The following is a 24,921-nucleotide window of genomic DNA, read 5'->3' as shown; positions in this document are numbered from 1 at the left end:
CCCGAGCTCGGGCGAAAGATCAGACAAGTGGGGCGGGGTCGCCGGGGGTGAGCAGGCGCCGGGTGGTCTCCAGACCCCACGCGTCGAGGCCGTACAGGCGGTCGCTGGAGGCGCGCAGGCCGCCGTAGCGCTCCACCGTGCGGGCCCAGTCCTCCCGGCGCTCGACCTCCGGGCGGAGCATCAGGCAGTCGGGGTCGTTGATCCAGAACCTGCCGTGCTGCCAGGCGCGGGCGACGGTGTTCCTGGTCGCGTTGGCCTGGCTGGGCTCGGTCGGATGACCGGTCGGGCTCCGCCAGTAGGCGGCGATGTCGGGACCGACCCGCATGGCGTCGACCATGCCGACCGAGGGCAGGATCGGGGCGCCGCAGCCCAGCAGGTACGCCTCCGGCCCGATCGCCTCCCGGATGAGCCGCAGGCCGCGCCGGTAGGCCTCCACGCCCGTCGCGTCCTCGTGGCGGCGGCCCTCCAGCGCCCCGGCGTACACGAAGTCGATTTTGAAGTAGTCGACGCCCCAGCCGCGCATGGTGCGCAGCACGTCCGCCAGGTATTCGGCCGCGCCGGGGTGCGTGAGGTCGAGCGCGGCGCAGGAGTCGCCGAGGACGTCTCCCGCGACGACGGGTTCTCCGCTCTCCGGATCGGTGACCAGCCATTCGGGGTGAGCCGAGAACAACTCGCTCTTACGCGCCACGACCATGGGGGCGATCCAGATGCCCGCCCGCCGTCCGTGGTCGCGGATGCGGCGCATCAGGCCGGGCAGGTCGTCGAAACGGCCCGACGAGACCAGCCAGTCGCCCGGCGCCGCCTGGTAGCCGTCGTCGATCTGCACCACGTCCACGGGGAGCGTCAGGTCGTCCATGGCCGCGAGGTTCTCTTCGACGTCCCGCTGCGTGACGCCGGAGAAGTACTGGTACCAGGAGCACCAGACCGTGGGCGACGGGCGCGGGCGCACACCGCCGTTCTGCCCGGCGAAGGCGTCGCCCCACCGGGCCAGCGCCGTCTCCAGGCCGCCACCGGCCGTCGTGTGGCGCACGGGGGCGTCCGCGGCGATCACGACCTGCCGGCCGCGCGGCCGCGCCTCGACGACCGGCACGCGGGCAGCGGCGGTCTCGGCTCCGAACACGTGGACCGGCCCGCCGTCTCCGGGGTCGACCGCCAGCAGCCCCTCGCCCCGGAACACGCCCTCGTCGGGGGCCGAGCAGTAGTGGCAGTCGATGACGAGCGAGTTCGGCAGCGTCACCCGGTACGGCGTCTCGGCCAGCGGGAGGGGGGCCGTCAGGCTCCAGGACTGCCAGCCCTCGGCGTACACGCGGGCCCTCGCCGGGTCCACGTTCAGCGCGGTGATGTCCTCGGTCGCGATTCTCATCACGACCAGTCCAGCCATGAACCGGTTAAGGGTCAAGCTCTGTCTCACCGCGTGGACGGACCCGCCCGGAGTCAGGCGGCGACGGCGCTCTCCACGATCTGCTCCCGCAGCGGAGCCAGGGCGCCGGCGATGGATCCGATCGTCTCGGCGTCGACGCCGCACGACTCAAGCGCACCGGTCAGGTGGAGGACCACCTGGCCGAACTCCTCGGCGGTGATGCCGAGCCCGGCGTGCGCCTCGCCCATCGACTTGCCCCGATACTCCTGCGGGCCGCCGAGCGCCGCGGCGACGAAGCTGCGCTGGTGCGCCTTGAGCTTGGCCATATCCACGTCCGCGAAGTAGCCGCGCAGCATCGGGTCGGCGACGACCCGCGCGTAGAACACGTCGACCACGGCCACGACCGCGTCCGAACCGCCGATCCGATCGAAGATGGACCCCATACGCTTTCCTCCCGCGCCTGTGTGACCTCGTGCCCACGACGATCGCCACGGACTGTTACGGGCCGATTACGAGACGGAAATACGTACGTAGCCGTGCGCTCACCCGGTCGACACGACCGAAAAGGCCACAGGCGGGGGCTGGTACGGGTACCGGTTGTCGCTCCAAGTAGTTGCCTTTTCCCACTGGTGACGGAAGACAGGCGGGGATACGGTCCCACCGGGGAGGACGTTTTTCGCCTTCACGACAAGAAAAGCGTCAGCGAATTCACTCTCGATATGCTGGGCCATTTCGGGGTTGCCGACGCTTGAGGGCTATGTCTACCTTTGACATCAAATGCGACTCGGGGGCGAGCGGCGGGCGGCAGCAGGGGGCGGCGTGGCGGAAGAGATGGTGCCCAATCCTCGCCACGCACAGCTGGTGGAACTTCTCAAAGAGGTACACAACCGATCTCAGGAGGTCGGGCAGGCATACCAGCGCGTCTACGCGTCGATGCGGTCCGGCAAGGTCTGGACGGGACCGACCGCCACGAAATGGACTACCGAGGTCGCCGACCGGCACCACCGCCTGGCACAGCTCGTACGGCAGATGACCAACGCGATCGAGGACGAACTGCACCGCCATCCGGCGATGGTGACCCGTTCCCAGGCCGAGCTCATCCGTCGCCGGCTGACCGGACGCCCCTGAGCCGGTAGCCACGGCGAGGAAGGACGCGATGACATCCCCCAGCGGTGACTTCTGCGGCATCGACCCGGCGGCGATGAACGCCATGGCGGCCGACCTGCGCCAGGCGTCCGACCGGCTCACGACCTTCGCCACCGACTTCGAGGGGCTCTTCCGGGCCAACGGAGTGAGCACCACGCCACTCGCGCAGATCGCCGCCGTCGCCGACTGGGGCAGAAGCCAGGCCCCAACGCTGTCGGAGCGGGCCGAGCTGATCAAAGCGCTGAACGGGACCGGCGACCACACCTTCGCCCGCCTGCCCGACGCGCTGGACAGTTTCGCGGCCGGCCGCGACCTGGGCCTCATGTACGGCACCGGCATCCTCACCAACCCCGCCATCGATGTCGGGACCAAGGGCGAGCTCGCCCACCAGCACATCAAGGAGATCGCCGCACTGGCCGAGGACCCCGCCGCCGCCGCGGCGTTCTTCGCCGCACTACCGGCGAAGGTGCGCGACGCGCTGCCCAACCTGCTCATGAACACCGGCAGCCCGACGGCCAGGCAGGATCTCGCCGCCTTCAGCGCCGCCCTGGGCGCCGCGCTGCGCGCCCCCGGGGGCGTCCCGGCGTTCGAGAAGGTGAAGGCCGAGTTGCTGAGCAGACCCGGCAGTCGCGAGACCGCGTGGAACCGGCTCGCGCTGCTCGTCGGAGCGAAGGCACCGACCAGCGTGCGCGTGGCCGCCGCCCGCTCCCTCGCACTGGACGACTTCGTGAAGAACCCCCGCCAGGACCGGACCGGCGCCGGCCTCGACGAGAGCAGAACGTACGGCTACTCCCCCGACACCGTCGCCCTCGCACTGGAGGTCCTCGTCGGGGACGGCAAGGCCGCCCGCGCCGCCTTCACCCAGATGGGCGGCGACGGGGTCAAGCTCACCCAGGTCGAGAAGATGAAGCAGTTCCTGGACTACAGCGAATCCGTCGCCTCGGGCAACGACGTCGCCGACGCCTTCGGCCGGGTCCTGGCCACGGCCTCCGGAGCGTACGACGAGAGAGACGGGGCCCATTCCGCCGAGGCCGCGAAGTTCGCCTTCGATGTGATCCGGGAGATGCCCAAGCTCGGTGTCCTCCGACCGATGCAGGTGTCCATGGCCGAGATCGCGGGCTCCTATGCCACCGAATTCACCGAGGGAGCCAACCTCAGTGACGCCAACCGCACCCAGCCCAGCGCCTTCGGACCGGTCAAGACAATCGTGCCCGGCCTGAATCCGGTGTTCCGCCTCAGCCCGAAGGACACCAAAGAATTCGTCAGAACGTTCGCGGATTCGGCCTCGCACATCAAGCCCTTCGAGGAAGGGATGGGCAACCTCACCGACAGGATCGTCAACGCCGCCGCGAAGATGGACCACGGTAAGAGCACCGACCACCTCGAACGGGCGATGCGGGCGCTCGGCTACGTCGCCGGCATGCAGTTCTCCACCGAGCGGGAGGTGCAGGGAAAGCTCGACGCCGAGGACCAGGCCCGGGTCAAGGCGGAGATGTTCGCGTACGGCCTCGGTCTCGGCGTCGCCGGGCTGGCCGTTCCGGGCATGGCTGGGCAGATCTTGTGGGTGGGGGTGTCCAGCTTCTCCCCACTCATCGTCGAACCGGGCGTCACTCCGGGCAACAGCCGGATGAGTGAGTTGGACGAAAAGGAGCGCGCCGCCTGGATGGCCCGTGAGACCTGGCTGGCGAACATCTTGATGTCCAACGGCTTCACGGCCAAGGTCCCGCCGAACGACCCACGCTTCTCGAACGCGCCGATCACCGGAGCCGACGGCACGCTGCTGCCCTTCTCCGAGATCGCCAAGAACAAGGAAGCCGTACGCAACTTCGACAACTGGCTCATCGCCAACGGCTCCGGCGGACTGGACAAGCGAGAACTCGGCGAGGCACAGATCAGGACGAAGATAGCCTTTAACGGAGCGAAAAAAGACGTAGAAACTGGCGGCGCATCGCCATACGAGTGATAGCACATCACTCCAGTGGCAGGCACTCCGTCTCGCCACTCACCATCAGTCGATCCCGGGCAGGAGAGGAAAGCACGATCCGGGTATGGTATTGGTCGCTCACCGCGACCCGACGCGGCGGATTCGTATCAGCGCTGACCAGCTTGTAGTTCGTATCGGCATAATCCAGGGCACCGATCAGCCCCGTGATGATGGCCTGAGAATCCAAGGACCAGACACTCTTAGCTTGCACGGCATAGGTGCGCTTGTACTTTCCATTTCCACAGGCGATGTCCTTGCCGCCGGGATCGGCCACCTCCACGTCGGTGGACACGGCATTCTTCACGGTCTGGTCAATGTGAGATTTGAGGACCTGGCCGGCTTCGGCTGCGGTTGGTTCCGATTCGCTGCATGCGGACAGTGTCAGCCCGGCTGCCAGGGAAATCGAGACGATAAGCCGCAGGCGAAGCGTCATGCAACCCTCCAGACAACCAAGTCACGCCATACATCATCATGTCAACCGACCGGCCCATCGTACGTCCCGTTTACCGAGATACCTAGGCTCACCTATCAAAGGTGAGCCGTTCCAGCCGACCCTGTTCAGCGGCTGTACTTATCTCGGCTCTTTCTTGTGCTCATTCACCTGCGATGACGAGCGGCCCGTAGGTACACGCCTAAGGGCTCGAGGGCCGGGCTCGGTGCGGGGTGCGAGGGCCGGGGGCGTCCCCGGCCCTCACGCCGTCACGGTTCGAGGCTCTCCGGGATGGAGTCGGAGCGGCCCTTCGGGCGCTCGGTGCGGCCGTGGGCGTCGTAGATCTTCACCCAGCGGATGCCGGGAAGCCGCTTGAGCGTGGGCATGATCTCGTCGGCGACGGTGAACGCCGACCCTCCGCTCGCGACCGCACCGGTGAGCCGCACGTGGGCGACCCCGTCGCGGACGACGACCGAACGGACGCCGGTGGCCCCCGAGGCGACGAAACGCAGGCCCTTGGCGTACTCGGCCTGCGTCGGCCCGGCGAACAGCCGCTGCAGCGCGCCGCGCGCGGTGGACGGCGGCGTCACCGGCCGCGACACCGCCACCGTGTACGGCCGCCGCCCTGCGGCGTACGCCCGGGAGTCGAGGAAGTACGTCCCCACCGGCACGGTCCGGTAGGGCGTCTTGACGTCCACGACCACCCGGCTCGGGCGGGTGAGGGTGTAGACGCGGTAGGACGACTTCCGGGCCAGGCCGATGCCGAACGTGAGCTCCGCCTCGAAGTCGCCCGCGTTGACGACCTGGATCACGCCGGGCAGCGCGAAGGTCTCGCGAGCGGGCCCATAGGTGGGGCGCCCGTTCTGGTCGTGGCCGGCCGCGCCGCCGAAGCGGAGCCCGAGGATCGCGTCGCCGGCCACCGGGACCGTGCGGCCCGAGCCGTCGGCGATCAGCCGGGACACGTAGTGGGCGCTCCGCCGTGCCGGGAGCGGCCCGCTGAACTCGAAGACGACCCGGTCAAGTCCGGGGTGGTGCGAGGCGCGCACGTCGACCAGGGTCGCCACGCGGGGGGCCGCGTGAGCGGCGGCGGCCGGTCGCACGGACGTGGCGGCGGCCGGGGTGGCCGGGACCGCCATCAGGGTGGTCGCGCTCACCAGCGGCACGGCCAACGCCGCGAGCGAGCGCTTGGGGGGCAGAAACATGAGGGCTCCTCTGCCGGGTTCCTTTCGCGAGTTGGGGGACCCGCGAGTGGGCACCGGACCCGTTTCCGGTACCGGCACCCAATTGAAGTATCCCCAGGTGGACACGGATCGGGGACGGGCCTTTCGGCCCGACTTCTCTACCCCGTTGACGGCGACGTGGGCCGTATGTAACATCTGGGCAACTTGATGTAAGAAATTTGCAGTTCTAAATCGAGACTTTGCGGTTCTCCGCAAGTTCCGGCAGGAAGCACTGCGTCCGTGCGCCCCGCCACCGTCACCTTTCGTATGAAAGGACCTGAGGTGATGTCGGCCACGGCAGTGGGCAACCGGTCGCCGCCGCGACCTCGTGCGCCCCGGTCTCCAAATCCCCCCACGACCGCGCGGATCGGATGGCCCGCCGGTCGGTTCCTGCCGGACAGAGGAACGCGAATGTCGAAAACGCACGTCCCCTTATCACGCTTGATCGCCGTGCTGGTCGCGGCCTGCCTGCTCGCCGTGGCCGCGCCCCTCTCCCCCGCCTCTGCCGCGGGCGGCCCCAACCTCGCGGCCGGCCGCCCCGTGACCGCGAGCAGCACCAACGGCCCGTACGTCGCGGGCAACCTCAACGACGGTGACCAGGGCACCTACTGGGAGAGCGCCGGCAGTGCCTTCCCCCAGTGGGCCCAGGTCGACCTCGGCGGCGCGCGGAGCATCGACCAGGTCGTGCTCAAGCTGCCGGCGACGTGGGAGGCCCGCACCCTGACGCTGTCGGTGCAGGGCAGCACCGACGGGAGCGGATTCGCCGCGATCGCGGGCTCCGCGGGCCGATCCTTCGCCCCCGGCTCGGGCAACACGGTGACGATCGGCTTCGCCGCGACCACGACCAGGTACGTCCGGATCAACGTCACCGCCAACACCGGCTGGCCCGCCGCCCAGCTGTCCGAAATCGAGGTGTACGGCGCCGCCGCGGCCACCGGCAACCTCGCCCTCGGCAAGACCATGAGGGAGAGCGCGCACGCCGACGTGTACGGCGCGGGCAACGCCAACGACGGCAATCAGGGCACCTACTGGGAGAGCGCCAACAACGCCTTCCCCCAGTGGCTCCAGGTGGACCTCGGCGCCCCGGCAGCCGTCGGCAAGGTGGTGCTGAAGCTCCCGCCCGCCTGGGAGGCGCGCACGCAGACGCTGGCCGTGCAGGGCGGCACCGACGGCACGAACTTCTCCACCCTCGCCGCCTCCGCCGGGCACGCCTTCACCCCGGCGAGCGGCAACACCGTGACGATCACCTTCTCCACCGCGAACGTCCGGTACGTCCGGCTGACCGTCACCGCCAACACCGCCTGGCCTGCCGGGCAGATCGCCGAGTTCGAGGTGTACGGCTCGGCGCCCACCGGTGACACGCAGGCCCCCACGGCACCCTCGAACCTCGCCTACACCGAGACCACGCCGGGGCAGGTCAAGCTCACCTGGACCGCTTCCACCGACAACGTGGGCGTCACCGGCTACGACGTCTACGCGAACAACGTTCTGCGCGGCAGCGTGGCCGGAAACATCACGACCTACACCGACACCCAGCCCGGCAGCGCCACCGTGACGTACCACGTGCGGGCGAAGGACGCGGCCGGCAACGAGTCGGCCGACAGCGACGCCGTCACCCGCAACGGCTCGGGCGGCGGCTCCAACATGGCCGTGGGCAAGCCGATCACCGCCTCCTCCTCCACGTTCACGTACGTCGCGGCCAACGCCAACGACAACGACCTGACGACGTACTGGGAGGGCGCGGGCGGCTCCTACCCGCAGACGCTGACCCTGCAGCTCGGCTCGAACGCCGTCGTGAGCTCGGTCGTGCTGAAGCTCGACCCCGCCGCCGCCTGGTCCACCCGTACACAGACGATCCAGGTACTGGGCCGCGAGCAGAGCGCGTCGGGGTTCACCACCCTGACCGGCGCGGCCACCTACACCTTCAACCCGGCGACCGGCAACACGGTGACGATTCCGGCCTCCGGCACGGTCGCCGACGTGCAGCTGAGGTTCACCGCCAACTCCGGGGCCCCGGCCGGGCAGATCGCCGAGTTCCAGGTGATCGGGACCCCGGCGCCCAACCCCGACCTGACCGTCACCGCGCTGTCGGCCTCCCCCGCGTCCCCGGCCGAGACCGACGCCGTCACGCTGTCGGCGACGGTGCGCAACGCGGGGAGCCTCGGCTCCGGCGCCACCACCGTGAACTTCTATCTCGGCGGCGCCAAGGCGGGCACCGCGCCGGTCGGCGCGCTCGCGGCCGGCGCCTCGGCCACCGTGACGGCGGACATCGGCCGGCGCGACGCGGGCAGCTACCCGTTGAGCGCCAAGGTCGACGAGTCGAACGCGGTGATCGAGCAGAACGAGACGAACAACTCCTTCACCGCCTCGTCGCCGCTCGTCGTGAAGCCGGTGGACAGCTCCGACCTGGTGGCCTCGCCGGTGAGCTGGTCGCCGGGCAACCCCGCCGGCGGAAACCCCGTGACGTTCACCGTGGCGATCAAGAACCAGGGCGCGGTCGCGTCGGCGGGCGGCGCCCACGGGATCACGCTGACGATCGTCAACGACGCCGGGACCGTGGTCAGGACGCTGACCGGCTCCTACAGCGGCGCGATCGCGGCCGGTGCCACGACGGGCCCGGTGAACCTGGGCACGTGGACGGCGGTCAACGGCAGATACACGGTGAAGACGGTGCTCGCCGCCGACGCGAACGAGCTGCCGGTCAAGCAGGCGAACAACACCTCCAGCCTGCCGTTCTTCGCCGGCCGCGGCGCGAACATGCCGTACGACATGTACGAGGCCGAGGACGGCGTGACCGGCGGCGGGGCGACGGTCGTCGGTCCCAACCGGACCATCGGCGACCTGGCCGGCGAGGCCTCCGGCCGCCGGGCCGTGCGGCTCACCACGACGGGCGGCTACGTCGAGTGGACGACCAGGGCAAGCACCAACACCCTGGTCACCCGCTTCTCGATCCCGGACGCGCCGGGCGGCGGCGGCACCGACGCCACGCTGAACGTCTACGTCAACGGCACCTTCCTCAAGGCCGTCAACCTGACCTCGAAGTACGCCTGGTTGTACGGCGACGAGAAGGCCCCCGGCAACTCGCCGGGGGCGGGCGGCCCGCGGCACATCTACGACGAGGCCAACGTCATGCTCGGGACGACCGTCCCGGCCGGCAGCAAGATCCGGCTGCAGAAGGACGCGGCCAACACCTCCACGTACGCGATCGACTTCGTCAACCTGGAGCAGGTGTCGGCGATCCCCAACCCCGACCCCGCGACGTACGCCGTGCCCGCCGGGTTCACCCACCAGGACGTGCAGAACGCGCTCGACAAGGTGCGGATGGACACCACGGGCAAGCTCGTGGGCGTCTACCTGCCGCCCGGCGACTACCAGACGTCGAGCAAGTTCCAGGTGTACGGCAAGGCGGTCAAGGTGGCCGGCGCCGGGCCGTGGTTCACCCGCTTCCACGCGCCGTCGACGCAGGAGAACACCGACATCGGCTTCCGGGCGGAGTCGTCGGCCAACGGCTCGGTGTTCTCCGGGTTCGCCTACTTCGGCAACTACACCACCCGCATCGACGGGCCGGGCAAGGTGTTCGACTGGCAGAACGTCGCGAACATGACGATCGACAACATCTGGGTCGAGCACCAGGTCTGCATGTACTGGGGCGCGAACACCGACAACATCACGATCAAGAACTCGCGGATCCGCGACACCTTCGCCGACGGCGTCAACATGACCAACGGCAGCACGGACAACCTGGTCTCGAACATCGAGGCGAGGACGACCGGAGACGACAGCTTCGCGCTGTTCTCGGCGATCGACGCGGGAGGCGCCGACGAGAAGAACAACGTCTACGAGAACCTGACCGCGATCCTGCCGTGGCGCGCGGCCGGCATCGCCGTCTACGGCGGGTACGCGAACACGTTCAGGAACATCTACATCGCGGACACGCTGACCTACTCCGGCATCACGATCAGCTCGCTCGACTTCGGCTACCCGATGAACGGCTTCGGCGCGAGCCCGCCCACCGTGTTCGACAACATCTCGATCGTCCGCGCGGGCGGTCACTTCTGGGGCCAGCAGACCTTCCCGGCGATCTGGGTCTTCTCCGCCTCGAAGGTGTTCCAGGGCATACGCGTCAGCAACGTGGACATCGTCGATCCGACGTACTCGGGGATCATGTTCCAGACCAACTACGACAACGGTCGCCCGCAGAACCCCATCAAGGACACGATCTTCACCAACGTCTCGATCTCGGGCGCGCACCGGAGCGGCGACGCGTTCGACGCCAAGTCGGGCTTCGGGCTCTGGGCGAACGAGATGCCGGAGCCGAACCAGGGCCCGGCGGTCGGATCGGTGACCTTCAACAACCTGCGGCTCAGCGACAACTACCAGGACGTCAGGAACACCACGTCCACCTTCACCATCGACATCAACCCCTGATCACATGAGAAGCGCCGCCGGAGAGACTCCTCTCCGGCGGCGCTCGCCGTCCTGCGAGGGTCCCGGCGCGCGTACAACTGGTCCACAAGTCGATCACCACCACCCTGTGATGGGCTCGTGCGCGTTCCGACGACCGCACAAGGAGTTCAGCTGATGTCGCGTTTCTCCAGAATCGGCAGGCGTGCCGTGGCCGCCCTGCTCGGCGTCCTCGCGGGTGCCGTGATCGGCGTCTCCGCCGGCGCCGTCACCTCCGCTCCCGCCCAGGCGATGGAGATGGAGTGGGTGTGGGACTGGTGCTTCGAGTGGGACGGCGGCGGCTACGGCATGTGCTGGCGCCACCTCTGAGTCACCCCGCGCCGACGCGCCCCGCCGTCTCAAGGACGGCGGGGCGCTTCTCGTGTTCATCCGACGGGCCGGGAGCCGCCAGGGTGTGGTGTCAGGGCGTCACGAGCAGCGGGTGCCGTTCAGCGTGAAGCCGGTCGGGTCGCCGTTCGAGCCGCTCCAGGTGCCCTGGAAGCCGAACGAGACATTGCCGCCGGCCGGGATCGAGCCGTTGTACGACAGGTTCTTCGCGGTCACCGACGACCCGCTCTGGGTGACGTCGGCGCTCCAGTAGCCGGTGATCCTCTGGCCGCTCGGGAAGGAGAAGCCGACGTTCCAGCCATTCACCGGGCTGGAGGAGGTGTTGGTGACGGTCACGTTGCCGGTGAAGCCGCCCTGCCACTCGTTCTTGCTGTAGCTCACCCGGCAGGCGCCGCCGCCGTTGCCGTTCCCGCCGGTCGGCGAGACGGTGGGGCTCGGCGAGGGGCTCTGGACCACGCCGCCGATGCTGTAGGAGAAGTTGTTGACCGCGAGGCCGGCGCCGCCCACCCAGGGCTCGAATCCGGCCTGGACGCTGGTGAGGTACCACGACCGCTGGGCGTAACCCCTGTTCACCATGTCGTCGAAGAAGGTCCGTACGGCGAAGTTGATGGAGTTCGTCGGGGAGGTACGCACGTAGGAGACGACGTTCCAGCCGGTGTTACCGAACCAGACGTCCCACGTGCCGCCCGCGAGATTGACCGTGCCGACCTTCGAGCCGACGGGCTGGACCGAGCCGGTGTGGTTCAGCCAGACCATGAGCTCGGCGCCGGTGTTCTGGCCGTCCCGGCGCGCCGTGGGGTCGAACCAGATGTCGTACGCGGCGTCGTAGACCCCCGAGCCCGGGTAGCTCATGCTGACGCTGGTCTGGACCGTGTTGAACTGGCTGTTGCTGACCGCGAGGGGCAGGCCGCTGCCGCTGGAGCAGTTGGCGTAGTGGCAGCCGGCGTAGACGGCGGGGTACGACGCCGGCGCGCCGTTCTGCGCCTTGTTGTGCCCCGCCTGCGTCACCGTGAAGCCGGTGTTGGTGACGTTGATGCACTGCTGGGCGTCGCTGCCCCAGACGTTGTTGATGACGACGTACTTGCCGCCCTGGATCGTGGTCGATCCGTACTTCTCGCAGATCGTGGTGTCCGCGTGCGCCGCCTGACCGACGACGAGCGACGCGGCGACGGAGCCGAGCATGGCGAGGCCCGCCGTGATCAATCGCATCCTCATGCCCCGGACGATAGACATCGGGCAAAGACGCGTGACATGGCCCGTTTTGGTCGACAATGTGGACGAAATCTCGACCAGCGACAACACCCTTACCGTGAGTGAAACTTTCAGTTGCACGCCCTGTCCGGCTGCCGGACGCCCGGCGTACGCCGTCACCCGCTGGGGAGGATGGCCGCAGGAGGAGGTGAGGCGATGGCCGTCACGGTCCGTCGCGTGTACGAGGACCCCGCGCCCGGGGACGGGACGCGGGTGCTGGTCGACCGGGTGTGGCCGCGCGGCCTCACCAAGGAGGCCGCTCACCTGGACGAATGGGCCAAGGACGTGGCGCCGTCCGGCGAGCTGCGCTCCTGGTACGGCCACGTCCCGGAGAGGTTCGCCGAGTTCCGCAGCCGCTACCTCGCGGAGTTGGACGACCCCGAGCGGCGCGCCGCCCTCGACCGGCTGCGCCGGCTCATGGAGAACGGGCCGCTGACCCTGCTCACCGCGACCAGGGACGTCGAGCACAGCCAGGCCGCCGTCCTCGCCGAGATCCTGTCCGAGAGCCGGTAGGGGCTAGTGGGTCGCGCGGGTCCGGTGGCCGCCGGTGAGGTTGAGCCGGACCATCGCGGGAAGGCGGTGCAGGCCGAGCGTGGTGCGCAGGTTCGGGACGGCCTCGTCGTGCAACCGCGTGACCAGCGCCCCGAGGTCGGCCGGTTCCACGGCGGAGACACCCAGGTCGAGGCGTGGGTGATCGGACGGGCCGCGCAGCACGGCGTGCGCCCTGCGCACGTCCGGATAGGCGCTGACCTGCTCGGCGAGGGCCTCGCTCGCGGGATGCGCGTCGACCTCGGTGACCCCCGCCGTGCCCGACTCGAGGCGCAGTCTGCGCAGCCGGTCGACCCGCAGCAGCGCCAGCAGCCAGGCCAGTCCGATGAGCGCGAGCACGATGCCCACGGCGGCCACGACCGGCCAGAACCACTGCGTCGTCGCCGCGAAGCTCCTGGTCCCGGCGTCCAGCACGGGGCGCCGCGCGGCCGCGCCGCCGAAGGCGCCGAGCGCCCGCGCGAGCGCCAGGCCGCCCGCGACCAGCGGCACCAGCCCGCACAGGGCGAGCCCGATGCGGTTGCCCTTGCCCGATCTCGTCCTCACAGCCGATCTCCTCCAGCGCTTGTCCGCCACCGTGCGAAGCGGGCTTGATGTGCCACGGCTCGTGAGCGCTCCACCAGGGCCCTCGTGGTCAGGACGGGCCGTTGACCCGGACGTGCAGCGAGACGTGGTGGGCCGGGGCGAGCCGGGCCAGTTCGTCGCCGACGGCCGCTCGCACCCGCTCCCCGATCGCCGCCGTGTCGCGCAGGTCGGTCCGGACCGACACGTCGGCGTGCCAGCCGCGCATCCGCGCCCCGGCCGCGCGCACCCCGTCCACCGCGTTCGCCCTGGCTCTCAGCGCCCGCGCCAGCGTGCGTCGCGGCAGGCCGACCATCAGGTCGGGGTCCCCGGTGCGCAGCGCGACCATCCGCCCCCGTCCGGGAACCGCCGCGATCAGTATCAGCACCAGGCCGATCAGGGCCAGCGCGCCGGCCACCGCGAGGGCCCGGTCGTCGTTCCAGGCCATGCTGCTCGCCGAGCGTGCCCACTGCTCGTACGGCACGATCCTGATGGGACGCCCCAGTAGCGCGGCGACCACATGGGCGGCGGTCAGACCGCCGATCGCCAGCAGGGCGAGCGCGGCGACCGCGGCGGGCAGCCCCCGATTGGGCCGGAAGGCCCGGCTGGCTCTCGCGCCCTCGAACCCCCGAGCAGGCACGAAGAGCGGGAGCTTCTCAGACGGGCCTCGTCCTTCGGTCATCGCCCCTCCTCGGCCCGGGCCGCTGCTCGGGCACCAGCTCCACGACCTCGATGTCCACGTTCTCCACGGCGATGCCGGTGAGCTCCCGCAGCCGCCGCCGCACTCGTTCGCGGATCTCCGCGGCCAGCCGCGGCACCGGCGCCGGGTAGCGCACAGCCAGGTCGTAGTGGACCGCCGCGACCGCCCCGCTCACCGACGCCGACACGTGGGGCCGGCCGGTCACGTGCTCGTCCTCGCTCGCCAGCCTTTCGGCGATCCTCGTGAAGGCGCGGTCCGAGATCGTCGTCGTCCCGCGCGCCGTCGGCACGCTCACTGCCGTCTCGGGTGCATCTGCGGCAGGCGCACGCCGCCTTCGAGCACCATGCCGACGAAGAACCCGACGATGCCGAGCACCAGCACGATGAGGAACGCGTTGAGGCCGCCGAAGGCCCCGACGACCCCCAGCACGGTGCCGAACAGCAGTCCCGCGAGGGCCCAGACCGGATACCCTTCCATGATCAATCATTCCTTCCACTGTCGTCAGTGACCACGTCGGCGATCGTCACGTCCACCCTGCGGCCGCCCGCGAGGCCGCCGATCGCGTCACGGACCAGGTCTGCCACCTCCGGCAGCGGCCTGCCGTACCGGGCGACGACGTCGACCTCGATCGCGTCGTCCCGTATGGCGACACCCGCGACCTGACCACCGGGCAGGTATGTCGCGACCACCCCGAACGGTCCCCGGGACAGGCCGGCGACGTCGGGGCACGACAGCACGCGGTCGGCGAGCCGCCGGGCGGACACCTCGCGTTCCTCGCCCTCCCGCTCCACGTCCGCCCTCTCCGGAACGGTGTTCACAGGACTCGCGGCTCCCCTTCGGCGGACTCCTGCGCCTCCTCCTGCCTCGGCAGGTGGACGTCGTCGACCGCGATGTTCACCTCGGTGACCTCCAGCCCGCACATGCGCTCCACGGCGCGGATCACGTGACTACGCACCGCCTGCGCGAGGTCGGGGATCGCGACGCCGTACTCGACGATGAGATGGATGTCCACGGCGGCCTGCCGCTCGCCGACCTCCACCGCCATGCCCCGGGTGACGCCGTCCTCGCCGCCGAACGCGCCCTTGATCGCGCCGAACGCGCGAGCCGTGCCGGTGCCGAAGTCGTGGACCCCGTCGATCTCGCGGGCCGCCATGCCGGCGATCTTGGCGACCACTCCGTCGGCGATCGTGGTGCGGCCCCGCTCGGTCACCAGGCCGGAACCGCCCTGCACTCCGAAAGACCGCCCGGACGCCTGCTCGACGGTCGCGGTCGACGTTCTGGTTTCGGTCATGTGACTCCCCCGCTTCGTACGCGCGGTTCGTGCCGCTTCCCGCCGATACATGCCCGTGATACCCAATTTGCGCACAGTAATCAGACCAGGCAGGGCGAGGTTGGGTCAGCGGAAACTCTCGAACCCCCCAAGGGGGACGAGCCCTCGGCGGAGACAGAGTCAACGGCCTTAACGCGGAGATCAAGTCGGACCAAAACTGACCGGTATGTCCGAGATCGAGTTTTTCTGTGCCCGTCTAGGGCATTCATACCGTTCAGTCGGGTCGCAGCGCCGCGTGGCGAGCCGGGCGGTCGTCCGGGGGCCGGCGCTACGGGGGCGGGCCAGTAGGAGGCGCGATCATGAAGGACGGACTGAAGGTGGCTCTGGCGGTCATCGCGGGCTACTACCTCGGCCGGCACCAGAAGCTCCGTTTCGCGCTGATGCTGGCGCTCGCCATCCTCGCCGCCCGCCTCAAGGGAGAGGGAGCGGCGGGCGCCCTGCTGGAACAGGTCCCCAAGATCCTGGGCGGAGCCGCCCCCGACGTCGGCAAGATCACCGAACGCGTGCGCGGCGACCTGCTGGACATCGGTAAGGCGGCGGCCATGCGCGCCACCAGCAAGCAGATCGACAACCTGAGCGACAAGCTGCACGAACGCGCCGAGGCGCTGCGGCATCCCAAGGGCAAGGGCCGGGCCGCGGAGGAGGAAGAGGAAGAAGAGGAGCGGCCGGAGGAGAGCCGCCGCCGCGCGCCCCGCCGCCGCCCGCCGCGGCGCGAACCCGAGCGCGAAGAGGCCTACGACGAGGAAGAGGAGTACGAGGAGGAGCCCCACGAGGAGGAGCCCCACGAGGAGGAGCCCCACGAGGAGGAGGCCGAGGAGCCCGAACCCGAGGAGCGGCGCCGGCCCCGGATCCGTCCCACCCGTCCCGTGCTGCGGAGGCGGTGAGACCGATGACCGAACAGACGCGGGAACGCGACCAGGGCACGCGGGCGCCGGACGAGGGGACGCTGCCCACCCAGCGGCTCGGGGAGGAGTTCCAGAACCTCGCCACCGCCGTCGCGGAGCGCGCCCTGTCCCGGGTCGCCGAGAAGATCGACGGCCTGGCCGGCCGTCTCACCGACTACGTGGAACACGGCGGCTCCGGGCTGTTCAGCGCGCTCACCGGCAAGGAGGGCGGCGGACGGGAGGCGCTCGGCGGGGTGCTCGGCGTCCTCACCGGCGGCCGGGACGCCCGGGGACTGCTCAAGACGGTGGCCGACCGGCTCGGTGCGACGGGCGGAGGCGGCCTGCTCAGTGCTCTCACCGAGGACGGCGGGGGCAGTCACCCCGTACGCGCGGCCCTCATGGCGTACGGCAAGGAGAAGATCAAGGGCCTGTTCGGCGGCGGGGGCGGGGGCAAGGGCCGCAAGGGCAAGAAGCTCAAGGTCACCAACATCGTCGAGTCACTCGACGTCGGCGCGCCCATCCGCCTGGTCTACAACCAGTGGACGCAGTTCGAGGACTGGCCGAGCTTCATGAAGAAGGTCGAGACCGTCGAGCAGAAGTCCGACGAGAAGCTCGGCTGGAAGGCCCAGATCTTCTGGTCCCACCGCACGTGGGAGTCGACCATCATCGAGCAGGTCCCCGACAGCAGGATCATCTGGCGCTCGCAGGGGCCGAAGGGCTTCCCTGACGGCAGCGTGACCTTCCACGAGGTAACTCCCGAACTGACCCGGGTGCTCCTCGTCGTCGAGTATCACCCGCAGGGTCTCTTCGAGCGCATCGGGAACCTGTGGCGTGCCCAGGGCCGCCGGGTCCGGCTCGAGTTCAAGCACTTCAGACGGCACGTCATGACCAACGCCCTGCTTAATCCCGACGACGTCGAGGGCTGGCGGGGCGAGATCCGCGACAGCCAGGTCGTCAAGGACCACGAGACGGCGCTGCGCGAGGAGCGCGAGCGCGAGGAGGGCCCCGAGGAGGAGTTCGAGGAGCCCGAGGAGCCCGAGGAGCCCGAGGAGGAGCCCGAGGAGCAGGCCGAAGAGGAGGAGCCGTACGAGGAGGAGGAAGAAGAAGAGGAAGAGGAAGAGGAGCCCGGGCGGGCACGCAGGCCCGCCTACGCGGGCGCCGCGGCCGGCGGTCAGGGCGGGTCGACGGCCACCCGCAGGCGCGGGGCCGAACCCGCGGAGCGCGGCACGCGGGCACCGGACCGGCGGCGCGAAGCGGAGGCCGGGCAGGACCGCGGCGGCGAGCCCCGCAGGGGCGAGCAGACGCGCAGGAACGAGGAAGCCGAGGAGCCGGGCGAGCGGACGCGCAGGGGCGAGGAGACCGAGAAGACGGGCGACCAGCGGAAGCCGGCGCGCCGTCCGCTGATCCGGCGCCGCCGGTCCTCGCAGTAGCGGACACGAGCGGCGGCGGGGGCGGCCAATGATCACAGACATCACACACTCGAGGAGGGGAAACGCATGACGGTAGCCGTTCCACCAGCGGGTGGCGGCGGACTGCCGGGCCGGTCATCGGGATCGGGCCTGGCCGACGTCATTGACACGATCCTGGACAAGGGCCTCGTGATCGACGCCTACGTACGGGTTTCACTGGTCGGCATCGAGATTCTCACCATCGACGTACGCGTCGTCGTCGCGAGCGTCGACACCTACCTCCGTTTCGCCGAGGCGGTGAACCGGCTGGACCTGGCATCGCAGCAGCAGGGGCTGCCCGACCTCCTGTCGAGCGCGCCCCAGAGCATCGCTCGCGGCAAGTCCAAGGGCGTGGCCCAGGGCGTGCTGGAGGCGGCCGGGGAGAAGCTGCAGGACATGTTGGCGAGCTACGCGGAGGAAGAACCCGCCCCGCGTGCCCGCCGTCGTCGACGGGAGGATGACTGAGATGTCGGGCTCCATCAAGCAGTCCGGGGCGGGCGACCGGGCCGAGGCCGCCCGGCGCGACACCGCGTGCTACGTCTACGGCATCCTCCCCGAGGACGTGGAGATCAGCGAGGACGCCGTCGGCGTGGGTGAGCCCCCCGGCCAGGTCAAGATCATCCGCCATGGTGAGATCGCGGCTCTGGTGAGCGACGTCGATGTGGACCGCCCCCTCGGCCGTGCACAGGACCTGGTGGCTCACGAGCAGCTGCTCGACGAGGCCGCGGCCGAGGTCCCCGTGCTCCCCCTGCGGTTCGGCGCGGTGATGACCACGCCCGAGGCGGTCGTGGAGGAACTGCTGGCCCCGCACCACGACTCGTTCGCGGCCGCCCTCAAGCAGATCGAGGGGCGCGCCCAGTTCGTCCTCAAGGCGCGGTACGCCGAGCAGCCGGTGCTGGTCGAGGTGCTGACGGAGAACGCCGAGGCCAGACAGTTGCGCGACCGGATCAGGCAGTTGCCGGAAGAGGTGACGCGCAACGAACGGATCCGGCTCGGCGAGCTGATCACGCAGATCATCGCGGCGAAGCGCGAGGCCGACACGCAGGCCGTCGTCGAACGCTTCGAGCCCTTCACCGCCGGCGTGGTCGTCCGGGATCCCAGTCACGAGCGGGACGCCGCGCACGTCGCGTTCCTCGTCGAGAACGACCGCCAGACCGACTTCGAACGCGCCGTCGGGGAGTTGCGCTCCGAGTGGGGCGACCGGGTCGAGGTCCGCCTGCTCGGGCCGATGGCGCCGTACGACTTCGTCACCACGTGACCCAAGAGGGGAGGCCGCCGTGGGACTGATCAGTGCGCTGTTCACCTGGCCGCTCGCCCCGGTCCACGGAGTGATCCGGCTGGGCGAGCTGATCCAGAAGCAGGTCGAGCATGAGCTGAGGGACCCGGCGGCGGTCCGGCGGCGGCTGGAGGCCATCGAGGAGGCCAGGCGCTCGGGCCAGATCTCCGAAGAGGAGGAGGCCCAGGCCGTGGAGGAGATCCTCAGGCTCATGAGCGGCCCGCGGAGGGGGTGATCGTCCCATGCCTCCCCGGCGGAGAGCCCGGTACGACGAGGACGCCGCGCCGTACCGGCGGCGGGCCTCCTCCGGCGTGCCCGCCGGGGAGGACGGGCCGTACGGCGAGTCCGAGGGCGACGACGAGGACGAGCGCGGAGGTGAGCGCGGGGCGGAGCCGCGCCGGCGCAGGGCCGCGCTGAACGCGGTGTCCGCCGGCCGGCTCGGCCTGCGGTACATCGCGGACCTGACTTCCAAGGACACCGAGGGGGTCACGTCGGTGGAACCCGTGGAGGACGGCTGGCTGGTGGACGTCGAGGTCGTCGAGGACCGCAGGATCCCGTCCACCAGCGACATGCTGTCGATCTACGAGTGCCAGGTGGACGACGAGGGCAACCTCATGTCCTACCGGCGCACCCGGACCTACCGGCGCGGCACGGGCGCCTACGGCGGTGGGCTATGACCGATCCCCGCTCGCGTCCCGTCCTGCGCGAGTCGTACGCGCCGCCGCCCGTGATGGGCCGGGAGTCGACCAACCTGGGCGACATCCTGGAGCGCGTGCTCGACCGGGGCATCGTGATCGCCGGCGACATCCGGGTGAACCTGCTGGAGATCGAGCTGCTGACCATCAAGCTGCGGCTGGTCATCGCCTCGGTGGACACCGCGCGGGAGATCGGCATCGACTGGTGGGAGCGCGACCCGTGGCTCAGCGGCAAGGACCGCGAACTGGTCGAGGAGAACCGGCGGCTCCGCGAGCGCCTGAACGCGGTCGAGGAGCGCCTGCTCGCCTGGGAGGAGCGGACGGAACTCGAAGCGGGCGAACGTGCGGGTGAGCGGCGGGGCGACCGCCAGGCCGAGGCCCGCGACCGGCGGCTCGGCCGTTCCCCCGGAACGGAGCCCGGTCATGAGTGAGAACCACACGGACGCCCCCGGACAGGGGGTCTACCTGTACGCGGTGACGCCGGGTGGGGAGCCTCCTCGTGACCTGCGTGGCGTGCTGGACGGGCCGGTCCGGCCCCTTTCCCACGTCGGGCTCGTGGCCCATGTCAGCGACGTGCCCCTCGACCGGTTCGGAGAGGAACCGCTGCGCCGCTCGCTGGAGGACCTCGACTGGGTGGAGGGAGTCGCCCGCGCCCACCACCGGGTCGTCGAGGCGCTGGCGGCGGCCGGGCCGACGGCCCCCGTGCGCCTCGTGACCGTCTACACCGGCGAGGAGCAGGTCCGCGACCTGCTCGACCGGCGGCACGACGACTTCGCCGAGATCCTGTCGCGGGTCGCGGGGCGGCGGGAGTGGGGCGTCAAGGCGTACCTGCGCAGGCAGACGCCGCAGCCCGCGCCGGTGCCTCCGGCCACGACCACGGCCGGCGGCGACAGCCCCGGCATGGCGTACCTGCGCCGGAAGAAGGAGAACCTGCGCGGCAGAGAGGACCTGTGGCGCGCGGCGGCCGAGCGGGCCGAGGACCTGCACGCCGAACTGGGACGGTTCGCGGTGGCGAGTCTCCGCCACCGCCCGCAGGACCCCCAGTTGTCCGGGCGGAGCGAGGCGATGGTGCTCAACGGCGCCTATCTGGTGGATCCGGCCCGCGAGGAGGAGTTCGCCGCCGTGCTCGGCGGTTTCCGCGACCGGTTCCTGGACGTCGAGCTCACCGGCCCGTGGGCGCCCTACTCCTTCACCTCGGTCGACCTCGGGGCCGACCGGGCCGGAGGTGTGCGATGACGCCCGGCGGCACTCCGGCGTACCTGCCGGAGCGGCAGAGGGACACCTCTCTCGCCGCCGGGGGCCGCCTGCCGCCCGAGCGCGTGGCGCTCGTCGACCTGCTCGACCGGCTGCTCGCGGGCGGCGTGGTGATCACCGGCGACATCGTGCTGTCGATCGCCGACATCGACCTCGTCCGCATCTCCCTGCGGGCGCTGCTCGGCTCCGTACGCGGCACCGAGCCGTTCGACCCGCTCGGCCGGCCGGACGCGGAGAGCGGGCGATATCGGCCCCGGCAGGAGGGGGAACGAGGATGACCGGCGCCGGTGGTGAGACCAGGAACGGAGCGTGGGACACCGCGAAGGGACCGTGGCGGATGGGCGTGCCAACCGGGGCGGACGGCACGGACAGCACGGTCAGCACGGCCGGCGCGGAGACCGCGAGGGCGGGCCCCTGGCGGCTGAACACCGACCCGGAGGCGGTGCGGCGCGACCTGAGCCGCCTGGTGCTGACGCTCGTCGAGCTGGTGCGCCAGCTTGTGGAACGGCAGGCCATCCGGCGGATGGACCAGGGCGACCTGTCGGACGAGCAGGTCGAGACGCTGGGCGTGACGCTGATGCGCCTGGAGGAGGCCATGACCGAGCTGTGCGAGCGGTTCGACGTCTCGCCGTCCGAGCTCAACCTCGACCTGGGACCCCTCGGCACGTTGCTGCCCACCGACGCGCCGTGACCGGCGGCGTGTACGGCCAGGTGGCAGGGGTAGGCGCAGGGGATCGATCGGGCCCGAAATCGATCGGGTCGGAAATCGATCGGGGCGGAGGAGTCGTCATGAGTGTCGTCGGCCGGGACGAGGTCCGCGCGCTGCTGGAGTCGTCGTCGCCCGACGCGACGCTGGTGCTGGTGGGCGGACGGTGCGAGGTCGTGCCGGAGGAGCGGGCCGAGGGCCTGGTGATCGCCAGCCGGCGCGACCTGAGGAGCCTGGTGGGGGACGGCCCGGTGGACGACCTGCGGCTCGGCGAGCTCGCGGACCGGCTCGACACGGTGGCCCGCGAGCTGGGGGCGTGACAGGGCGGCCGGGCGGCCCCTGTGACACCGGGGGGAACGTATGGGGGAGTTCGATGCGGCCGCGTACGGGCGGACCATCGCGGACATCTACGACGAGATGGTGGTGCACGTGCCCACCGGACCGGCGGTCGAGCAGGTCTTCCGGCTGGCCCGGGGAGGGCCCGTCCTGGAGTTCGGGATCGGCACCGGCAGGCTGGCGCTCCCCATCGCCGCCCGCGGCCTGACCGTGGCGGGCGTCGACGGGTCTCCCGACATGGTGGCGGTCCTGCGGGGCAAGCCCGGCGGAGACCGCATCCCGGTGACCGTGGGCGACTTCTCCGAGGTGAGCGTCGAGGGACGGTTCGCGCTCGTCCTGCTGGCCTTCAACACCGTCTTCGCGCTGCCCTCGCAGGACGCCCAGGTGCGGTGCTTCCGCAACGCGGCGGCCCATCTGCGGCCCGGGGGGCGCTTCGTGATCGAGACCTGGGTGCCGGACCCGGCGGCCTTCCGGGACCGGACGGCGCTGCGGCTGCTGGCGCTCGGCGAGGACGAGGTCGTCGTCGAGGCCGCCCGGCTGAGCCCGGCCGAGCAGTTCATGCACACCACGAAACTGCGGATGACCGCGGACGGCCTGCGGCTGTTGCCGGCCAACCACCGCTACGCCTGGCCGTGCGAGCTGGATCTCATGGCCCGCCTCGCCGGGATGGAGCGGGAGCACCGCTGGGCCGACTGGTCCGGCGCTCCGTTCACCGACGACAGCCGCGCCCACGTGTCCGTCTACCGCCTGCTGGAGAGCTGATGCAGTTGCCCGCGCCCCGAGGCCCGCTGACCGAGCGGCTCTTCACGGAGCTGGCCAGGCCGCCGCACGCTTTCGCCCCGCCGCCCACTGTCCCGTACGGCGGCCCGTTCGACGACGAGGACGCCCACCTCGCGCTGTTCGTCTGTTACGAGCTGCACTACCAGGGCTTCGACGGCGTCGACGACCGCTGGGAGTGGAACCCGTCGGTGCTGGCCCTGCGGGAGCGCCTGGAGCGCTGGTTCGAGCGATGGCTGGCCCGGCGCGTGCCCCGCCCGCCCGCACCGCCGCCGCGGGAGGTGCCCCGCGCTCTGGCGGCGCTGGTGGCGGCCGACGACGGTCCCTCGCTGTCGGCGTTCATGCGGGCCGGAGCCGGCGCGGAGCAGTTCCGCGAGTTCGTGATCCACCGCTCGATCTACCAGCTCAAGGAGGCCGACCCGCACACCTGGGGCATCCCGCGCCTGCTCGGCCGGCCGAAGGCGGCGCTCGTGGAGATCCAGTCCGACGAGTACGGCGGGGGCAGGCCGGAACGCATGCACTCCGAACTGTTCCGCGCGACCATGCGGGGACTCGGCCTCGACGACGCCTATGGCGCCTACCTGGTCGGCGTTCCCGGTGTGACGCTGGCGATCAGCAACGTCATGTCGCTGTTCGGGCTGCACCGCCGCCACCGGGCCGCTCTCCTCGGGCACCTCGCGGCGTTCGAGATGACCTCGTCGATCCCCAACCGCCGCTACAGCCAGGGTCTGCGGCGGCTGGGCGGGGACGCCGGCGTACGCCGCTACTACGACGAGCACGTGCAGGCCGACGCCGTACACGAGCAGATCGCCGCGCACGACTTGTGCGGCGCGTTCGCCGCCGAGCATGCCGGCCTGGCCGGGGACATCCTGTACGGCGCCGCCTGCGCGCTCACCCTCGACCGGCTCTTCGCGGAGCACCTGCTGGGCCGCTGGCGGGAGGGGCGCACCTCCCTGTGGCGCACGGACGCCGAGGCGACGACCCGGCCACCACGCTCGACCGCCGAGGCGACAACCCGATGACCACGCTCGACCGCCCAGGCGACGACCCCGTCACCACGCTCGACCGCCCAGGCGACGACCCCGCCACCACGCTCAGCCGCCGTCCACCCGCAGCACGCCGCCTCGTGCCGCCGTCCGCCTCCGTCACCTCCAACCCGGGCCAGGTCACGCCGGAGATCGACTACGTGCTGCCCCTGCGCTGGAACGACGACGCGGGGCTGGCGGAGCTGACCGTTTATCTGCGCGGCCTTGCCCGGCATGTCCGGATCGTGGTGATCGATGGTTCACCGTCTCCGCTGTTCGAACGGCACGCGCGTGAGTGGCGCGGCATCGCCGAACACGTGCGGCCCGACGACGACCTCACGGTCGCGAACGGCAAGGTGGCAGGGGTGCTGAGTGGCATGCGCCGCGTCCGGAACGAGCACGTCGTCATCGCCGACGACGACGTGCGCTACGACGCGGACGCACTCGCCCGGGTCCACACCCTGCTCGGCCACGCCGACCTCGTCCGCCCGCAGAACCACTTCCACCCGCTCCCCTGGCACGCCCGCTGGGACAGCGCCCGCACCCTGCTCAACCGCGGCCTCGGCGCGGACTACCCGGGGACCTTCGGCGTGCGCCGCTCGACGTTCGAGAAGATGGGCGGCTACGACGGCGACGTGCTGTTCGAGAACCTGGAGCTCATCCGCACCGTCCGCGCCCACGGCGGCCGCGAGGTCCGCCCGCTCGACCTCTACGTGCGGCGTCTGCCGCCCGACACCCGCCGGTTCTGGTCCCAGCGGATCCGGCAGGCGTACGACGACCTCGCACAGCCCGCCCGGATGGCGGCCTTCCTCGCCGTCCTTCCCTGCGTGGGCATGGCTCTGTGGCGGCGCCGGCCCGAGTTGGTCGCAGCGGGCGCCGCGGCGGTGGTGGCCCTGGCCGAAATCGGACGCCGCCGCGCCGGGGGCCGCCGGATCTTCCCCGCCACCTCCAGCCTGTTCGCCCCGGTCTGGGTCCTCGAACGCGCCACCTGCAGCTGGGCGGCCCTGACCGCCAGGCTCCTGCTCGGCGGCGTGCCGTACGCCGGACGACGCCTGCGCACCGCCGCCCACTCGACGCGCCGGCTCCGCCGCCGCGCCCCGCCCCGACGACCCCGACCCGCGTGCCTTCGTAATGCCGTCCACGCCCTGGGCCTGATCGTCCGCCACGACCTCGGGCGATCCAACCGATGACGCGGACCTTG

At 70.8% G+C, this 24,921-nt stretch carries 30 protein-coding genes; 19 read left to right on the top strand and 11 right to left on the bottom strand.

Going from position 1 to position 24,921, the window contains the following annotated elements; translation table 11 throughout:
• Positions 1–19 precede the first annotated feature (19 nt).
• Complete coding sequence (locus tag HHX30_RS10200) at positions 20–1,363, bottom strand: glycoside hydrolase family 36 protein (RefSeq protein WP_169981645.1); 1,344 nt, start codon at positions 1,361–1,363, stop codon at positions 20–22.
• Positions 1,364–1,434: 71 nt separating this feature from the next.
• On the bottom strand, positions 1,435–1,803 hold the full coding sequence (locus tag HHX30_RS10195; protein WP_169981644.1) for a group 1 truncated hemoglobin: 369 nt from the start codon (positions 1,801–1,803) through the stop codon (positions 1,435–1,437).
• A gap of 418 nt (positions 1,804–2,221) precedes the next feature.
• Here HHX30_RS10195 and HHX30_RS10190 point away from each other — a divergent pair, with 418 nt between their 5' ends.
• A complete protein-coding gene (locus tag HHX30_RS10190; RefSeq protein ID WP_169981643.1) occupies positions 2,222–2,488 on the top strand; it encodes a hypothetical protein in 267 nt (88 codons plus the stop codon).
• Between the two features lie 28 nt (positions 2,489–2,516).
• Complete coding sequence (locus HHX30_RS10185) at positions 2,517–4,469, top strand: hypothetical protein (RefSeq protein WP_169981642.1); 1,953 nt, start codon at positions 2,517–2,519, stop codon at positions 4,467–4,469.
• A gap of 7 nt (positions 4,470–4,476) precedes the next feature.
• Here HHX30_RS10185 and HHX30_RS10180 read toward each other — a convergent pair whose 3' ends face one another.
• Together HHX30_RS10180 and HHX30_RS10175 are read right to left on the bottom strand one after the other, a co-directional pair.
• Complete coding sequence (locus HHX30_RS10180) at positions 4,477–4,923, bottom strand: hypothetical protein (RefSeq protein ID WP_169981641.1); 447 nt, start codon at positions 4,921–4,923, stop codon at positions 4,477–4,479.
• 266 nt (positions 4,924–5,189) lie between these two features.
• Positions 5,190–6,122 (bottom strand): GerMN domain-containing protein, encoded by a 933-nt coding sequence (locus HHX30_RS10175; protein WP_169981640.1) that lies wholly within the window; start codon positions 6,120–6,122, stop codon positions 5,190–5,192.
• Between the two features lie 468 nt (positions 6,123–6,590).
• On the opposite strand from HHX30_RS10175, the gene HHX30_RS10170 reads away from it, so the two are divergent.
• Positions 6,591–10,568 (top strand): discoidin domain-containing protein, encoded by a 3,978-nt coding sequence (locus tag HHX30_RS10170; protein WP_311922321.1) that lies wholly within the window; start codon positions 6,591–6,593, stop codon positions 10,566–10,568.
• 153 nt (positions 10,569–10,721) lie between these two features.
• Entirely contained in the window at positions 10,722–10,913 is a 192-nt protein-coding gene (locus HHX30_RS10165; RefSeq protein WP_169981638.1) for a hypothetical protein, read from the top strand.
• Positions 10,914–11,012: 99 nt separating this feature from the next.
• Here the strand turns inward: HHX30_RS10165 and HHX30_RS10160 are convergent, their stop codons facing one another.
• Positions 11,013–12,146 carry a GH12 family glycosyl hydrolase domain-containing protein gene (locus HHX30_RS10160; protein WP_211591837.1) on the bottom strand — a complete coding sequence of 378 codons (1,134 nt, stop codon included), beginning with the start codon at positions 12,144–12,146 and terminating at the stop codon, positions 11,013–11,015.
• Between the two features lie 192 nt (positions 12,147–12,338).
• Here HHX30_RS10160 and HHX30_RS10155 point away from each other — a divergent pair, with 192 nt between their 5' ends.
• Positions 12,339–12,695 (top strand): DUF488 domain-containing protein, encoded by a 357-nt coding sequence (locus HHX30_RS10155; RefSeq protein WP_169981636.1) that lies wholly within the window; start codon positions 12,339–12,341, stop codon positions 12,693–12,695.
• A 3-nt stretch (positions 12,696–12,698) separates the two neighbouring features.
• On the opposite strand, the gene HHX30_RS10150 is transcribed toward HHX30_RS10155, so the two are convergent.
• The 6 genes from HHX30_RS10150 to HHX30_RS10125 all read right to left on the bottom strand — a co-directional run bounded on the left by HHX30_RS10150 (position 12,699) and on the right by HHX30_RS10125 (position 15,280).
• On the bottom strand, positions 12,699–13,274 hold the full coding sequence (locus HHX30_RS10150) for an alkaline shock response membrane anchor protein AmaP (protein WP_169981635.1): 576 nt from the start codon (positions 13,272–13,274) through the stop codon (positions 12,699–12,701).
• Positions 13,275–13,362: 88 nt separating this feature from the next.
• Positions 13,363–13,971, bottom strand: a complete 609-nt coding sequence (locus HHX30_RS10145) for a DUF6286 domain-containing protein (RefSeq protein WP_169981634.1) — start codon at positions 13,969–13,971, stop codon at positions 13,363–13,365.
• On the bottom strand, positions 13,946–14,278 hold the full coding sequence (locus HHX30_RS10140; RefSeq protein WP_211591836.1) for an Asp23/Gls24 family envelope stress response protein: 333 nt from the start codon (positions 14,276–14,278) through the stop codon (positions 13,946–13,948). The genes HHX30_RS10145 and HHX30_RS10140 overlap by 26 nt, the downstream gene beginning before the upstream one ends.
• A 2-nt stretch (positions 14,279–14,280) precedes the next feature.
• Entirely contained in the window at positions 14,281–14,466 is a 186-nt protein-coding gene (locus HHX30_RS10135; RefSeq protein WP_169981632.1) for a hypothetical protein, read from the bottom strand.
• A 2-nt stretch (positions 14,467–14,468) separates the two neighbouring features.
• Positions 14,469–14,807: a hypothetical protein gene (locus HHX30_RS10130; protein ID WP_311922277.1), complete on the bottom strand. Its 339-nt coding sequence runs from the start codon at positions 14,805–14,807 to the stop codon at positions 14,469–14,471.
• Entirely contained in the window at positions 14,804–15,280 is a 477-nt protein-coding gene (locus tag HHX30_RS10125) for an Asp23/Gls24 family envelope stress response protein (protein WP_169981631.1), read from the bottom strand. The genes HHX30_RS10130 and HHX30_RS10125 overlap by 4 nt, the downstream gene beginning before the upstream one ends.
• Before the next feature lie 338 nt (positions 15,281–15,618).
• Between HHX30_RS10125 and HHX30_RS10120 the strand changes: the two genes are divergently transcribed.
• From HHX30_RS10120 to HHX30_RS10055, 14 genes are all read left to right on the top strand, one after another.
• Positions 15,619–16,203: a hypothetical protein gene (locus tag HHX30_RS10120; RefSeq protein WP_169981630.1), complete on the top strand. Its 585-nt coding sequence runs from the start codon at positions 15,619–15,621 to the stop codon at positions 16,201–16,203.
• 5 nt (positions 16,204–16,208) lie between these two features.
• Positions 16,209–17,633 (top strand): SRPBCC family protein, encoded by a 1,425-nt coding sequence (locus HHX30_RS10115; protein WP_169981629.1) that lies wholly within the window; start codon positions 16,209–16,211, stop codon positions 17,631–17,633.
• Positions 17,634–17,699: 66 nt separating this feature from the next.
• Complete coding sequence (gvpJ, locus tag HHX30_RS10110; RefSeq protein ID WP_169981628.1) at positions 17,700–18,116, top strand: gas vesicle protein GvpJ; 417 nt, start codon at positions 17,700–17,702, stop codon at positions 18,114–18,116.
• A 1-nt stretch (position 18,117) separates the two neighbouring features.
• Positions 18,118–18,909, top strand: a complete 792-nt coding sequence (locus tag HHX30_RS10105; RefSeq protein WP_169981627.1) for a GvpL/GvpF family gas vesicle protein — start codon at positions 18,118–18,120, stop codon at positions 18,907–18,909.
• 19 nt (positions 18,910–18,928) lie between these two features.
• Entirely contained in the window at positions 18,929–19,162 is a 234-nt protein-coding gene (locus tag HHX30_RS10100) for a gas vesicle protein GvpG (RefSeq protein ID WP_169981626.1), read from the top strand.
• A 7-nt stretch (positions 19,163–19,169) separates the two neighbouring features.
• Positions 19,170–19,604: a gas vesicle protein GvpO gene (gene gvpO, locus HHX30_RS10095; protein WP_169981625.1), complete on the top strand. Its 435-nt coding sequence runs from the start codon at positions 19,170–19,172 to the stop codon at positions 19,602–19,604.
• Complete coding sequence (locus HHX30_RS10090; RefSeq protein WP_169981624.1) at positions 19,601–20,053, top strand: gas vesicle protein; 453 nt, start codon at positions 19,601–19,603, stop codon at positions 20,051–20,053. Before gvpO ends, HHX30_RS10090 begins: the two co-directional genes overlap by 4 nt.
• Positions 20,046–20,858 (top strand): GvpL/GvpF family gas vesicle protein, encoded by an 813-nt coding sequence (locus tag HHX30_RS10085; protein WP_169981623.1) that lies wholly within the window; start codon positions 20,046–20,048, stop codon positions 20,856–20,858. The genes HHX30_RS10090 and HHX30_RS10085 overlap by 8 nt, the downstream gene beginning before the upstream one ends.
• Entirely contained in the window at positions 20,855–21,154 is a 300-nt protein-coding gene (locus HHX30_RS10080) for a gas vesicle protein (RefSeq protein ID WP_169981622.1), read from the top strand. Before HHX30_RS10085 ends, HHX30_RS10080 begins: the two co-directional genes overlap by 4 nt.
• Positions 21,151–21,567 carry a gas vesicle protein K gene (locus HHX30_RS10075; protein WP_211591835.1) on the top strand — a complete coding sequence of 139 codons (417 nt, stop codon included), beginning with the start codon at positions 21,151–21,153 and terminating at the stop codon, positions 21,565–21,567. The genes HHX30_RS10080 and HHX30_RS10075 overlap by 4 nt, the downstream gene beginning before the upstream one ends.
• Before the next feature lie 98 nt (positions 21,568–21,665).
• Positions 21,666–21,902, top strand: coding sequence for a hypothetical protein (locus HHX30_RS10070; RefSeq protein ID WP_169981621.1), 237 nt, complete (start codon positions 21,666–21,668; stop codon positions 21,900–21,902).
• A gap of 40 nt (positions 21,903–21,942) precedes the next feature.
• The gene (locus HHX30_RS10065) at positions 21,943–22,680 is read left to right on the top strand and encodes a class I SAM-dependent methyltransferase (RefSeq protein WP_169981620.1); all 738 of its coding nucleotides are present in this window, start codon (positions 21,943–21,945) and stop codon (positions 22,678–22,680) included.
• Entirely contained in the window at positions 22,680–23,717 is a 1,038-nt protein-coding gene (locus HHX30_RS10060) for an iron-containing redox enzyme family protein (protein ID WP_169981619.1), read from the top strand. The genes HHX30_RS10065 and HHX30_RS10060 overlap by 1 nt, the downstream gene beginning before the upstream one ends.
• Positions 23,714–24,910, top strand: coding sequence for a glycosyltransferase family 2 protein (locus HHX30_RS10055; RefSeq protein WP_249349888.1), 1,197 nt, complete (start codon positions 23,714–23,716; stop codon positions 24,908–24,910). The genes HHX30_RS10060 and HHX30_RS10055 overlap by 4 nt, the downstream gene beginning before the upstream one ends.
• Positions 24,911–24,921: the final 11 nt, after the last annotated feature.

It is taken from the genome of Microbispora sp. H10836 (assembly GCF_012999525.1).
Taxonomy (GTDB): Bacteria; Actinomycetota; Actinomycetes; order Streptosporangiales; family Streptosporangiaceae; genus Microbispora.
Note: the sequence above shows the minus strand (reverse complement) of the source record. Positions and strands in the feature narration are given on the sequence as shown.

What these genes read in the sequence shown, in the direction of transcription:
- HHX30_RS10185 (WP_169981642.1), top strand. Translation starts at nt 2,517, where the DNA reads ATGACATCCCCCAGCGGTGACTTCTGCGGCATCGACCCGGCGGCGATG.
- HHX30_RS10055 (WP_249349888.1), top strand. Translation starts at nt 23,714, where the DNA reads ATGACCACGCTCGACCGCCCAGGCGACGACCCCGTCACCACGCTCGAC.
- HHX30_RS10165 (WP_169981638.1), top strand. Translation starts at nt 10,722, where the DNA reads ATGTCGCGTTTCTCCAGAATCGGCAGGCGTGCCGTGGCCGCCCTGCTC.
- HHX30_RS10125 (WP_169981631.1), bottom strand. Translation starts at nt 15,280, where the DNA reads ATGACCGAAACCAGAACGTCGACCGCGACCGTCGAGCAGGCGTCCGGG.
- HHX30_RS10090 (WP_169981624.1), top strand. Translation starts at nt 19,601, where the DNA reads ATGACCGATCCCCGCTCGCGTCCCGTCCTGCGCGAGTCGTACGCGCCG.
- HHX30_RS10080 (WP_169981622.1), top strand. Translation starts at nt 20,855, where the DNA reads ATGACGCCCGGCGGCACTCCGGCGTACCTGCCGGAGCGGCAGAGGGAC.
- gvpO (WP_169981625.1), top strand. Translation starts at nt 19,170, where the DNA reads ATGCCTCCCCGGCGGAGAGCCCGGTACGACGAGGACGCCGCGCCGTAC.
- gvpJ (WP_169981628.1), top strand. Translation starts at nt 17,700, where the DNA reads ATGACGGTAGCCGTTCCACCAGCGGGTGGCGGCGGACTGCCGGGCCGG.
- HHX30_RS10105 (WP_169981627.1), top strand. Translation starts at nt 18,118, where the DNA reads ATGTCGGGCTCCATCAAGCAGTCCGGGGCGGGCGACCGGGCCGAGGCC.
- HHX30_RS10175 (WP_169981640.1), bottom strand. Translation starts at nt 6,122, where the DNA reads ATGTTTCTGCCCCCCAAGCGCTCGCTCGCGGCGTTGGCCGTGCCGCTG.
- HHX30_RS10070 (WP_169981621.1), top strand. Translation starts at nt 21,666, where the DNA reads ATGAGTGTCGTCGGCCGGGACGAGGTCCGCGCGCTGCTGGAGTCGTCG.
- HHX30_RS10075 (WP_211591835.1), top strand. Translation starts at nt 21,151, where the DNA reads ATGACCGGCGCCGGTGGTGAGACCAGGAACGGAGCGTGGGACACCGCG.
- HHX30_RS10145 (WP_169981634.1), bottom strand. Translation starts at nt 13,971, where the DNA reads ATGACCGAAGGACGAGGCCCGTCTGAGAAGCTCCCGCTCTTCGTGCCT.
- HHX30_RS10200 (WP_169981645.1), bottom strand. Translation starts at nt 1,363, where the DNA reads ATGAGAATCGCGACCGAGGACATCACCGCGCTGAACGTGGACCCGGCG.
- HHX30_RS10180 (WP_169981641.1), bottom strand. Translation starts at nt 4,923, where the DNA reads ATGACGCTTCGCCTGCGGCTTATCGTCTCGATTTCCCTGGCAGCCGGG.
- HHX30_RS10120 (WP_169981630.1), top strand. Translation starts at nt 15,619, where the DNA reads ATGAAGGACGGACTGAAGGTGGCTCTGGCGGTCATCGCGGGCTACTAC.
- HHX30_RS10115 (WP_169981629.1), top strand. Translation starts at nt 16,209, where the DNA reads ATGACCGAACAGACGCGGGAACGCGACCAGGGCACGCGGGCGCCGGAC.
- HHX30_RS10195 (WP_169981644.1), bottom strand. Translation starts at nt 1,803, where the DNA reads ATGGGGTCCATCTTCGATCGGATCGGCGGTTCGGACGCGGTCGTGGCC.
- HHX30_RS10085 (WP_169981623.1), top strand. Translation starts at nt 20,046, where the DNA reads ATGAGTGAGAACCACACGGACGCCCCCGGACAGGGGGTCTACCTGTAC.
- HHX30_RS10135 (WP_169981632.1), bottom strand. Translation starts at nt 14,466, where the DNA reads ATGGAAGGGTATCCGGTCTGGGCCCTCGCGGGACTGCTGTTCGGCACC.
- HHX30_RS10065 (WP_169981620.1), top strand. Translation starts at nt 21,943, where the DNA reads ATGGGGGAGTTCGATGCGGCCGCGTACGGGCGGACCATCGCGGACATC.
- HHX30_RS10155 (WP_169981636.1), top strand. Translation starts at nt 12,339, where the DNA reads ATGGCCGTCACGGTCCGTCGCGTGTACGAGGACCCCGCGCCCGGGGAC.
- HHX30_RS10060 (WP_169981619.1), top strand. Translation starts at nt 22,680, where the DNA reads ATGCAGTTGCCCGCGCCCCGAGGCCCGCTGACCGAGCGGCTCTTCACG.
- HHX30_RS10160 (WP_211591837.1), bottom strand. Translation starts at nt 12,146, where the DNA reads ATGAGGATGCGATTGATCACGGCGGGCCTCGCCATGCTCGGCTCCGTC.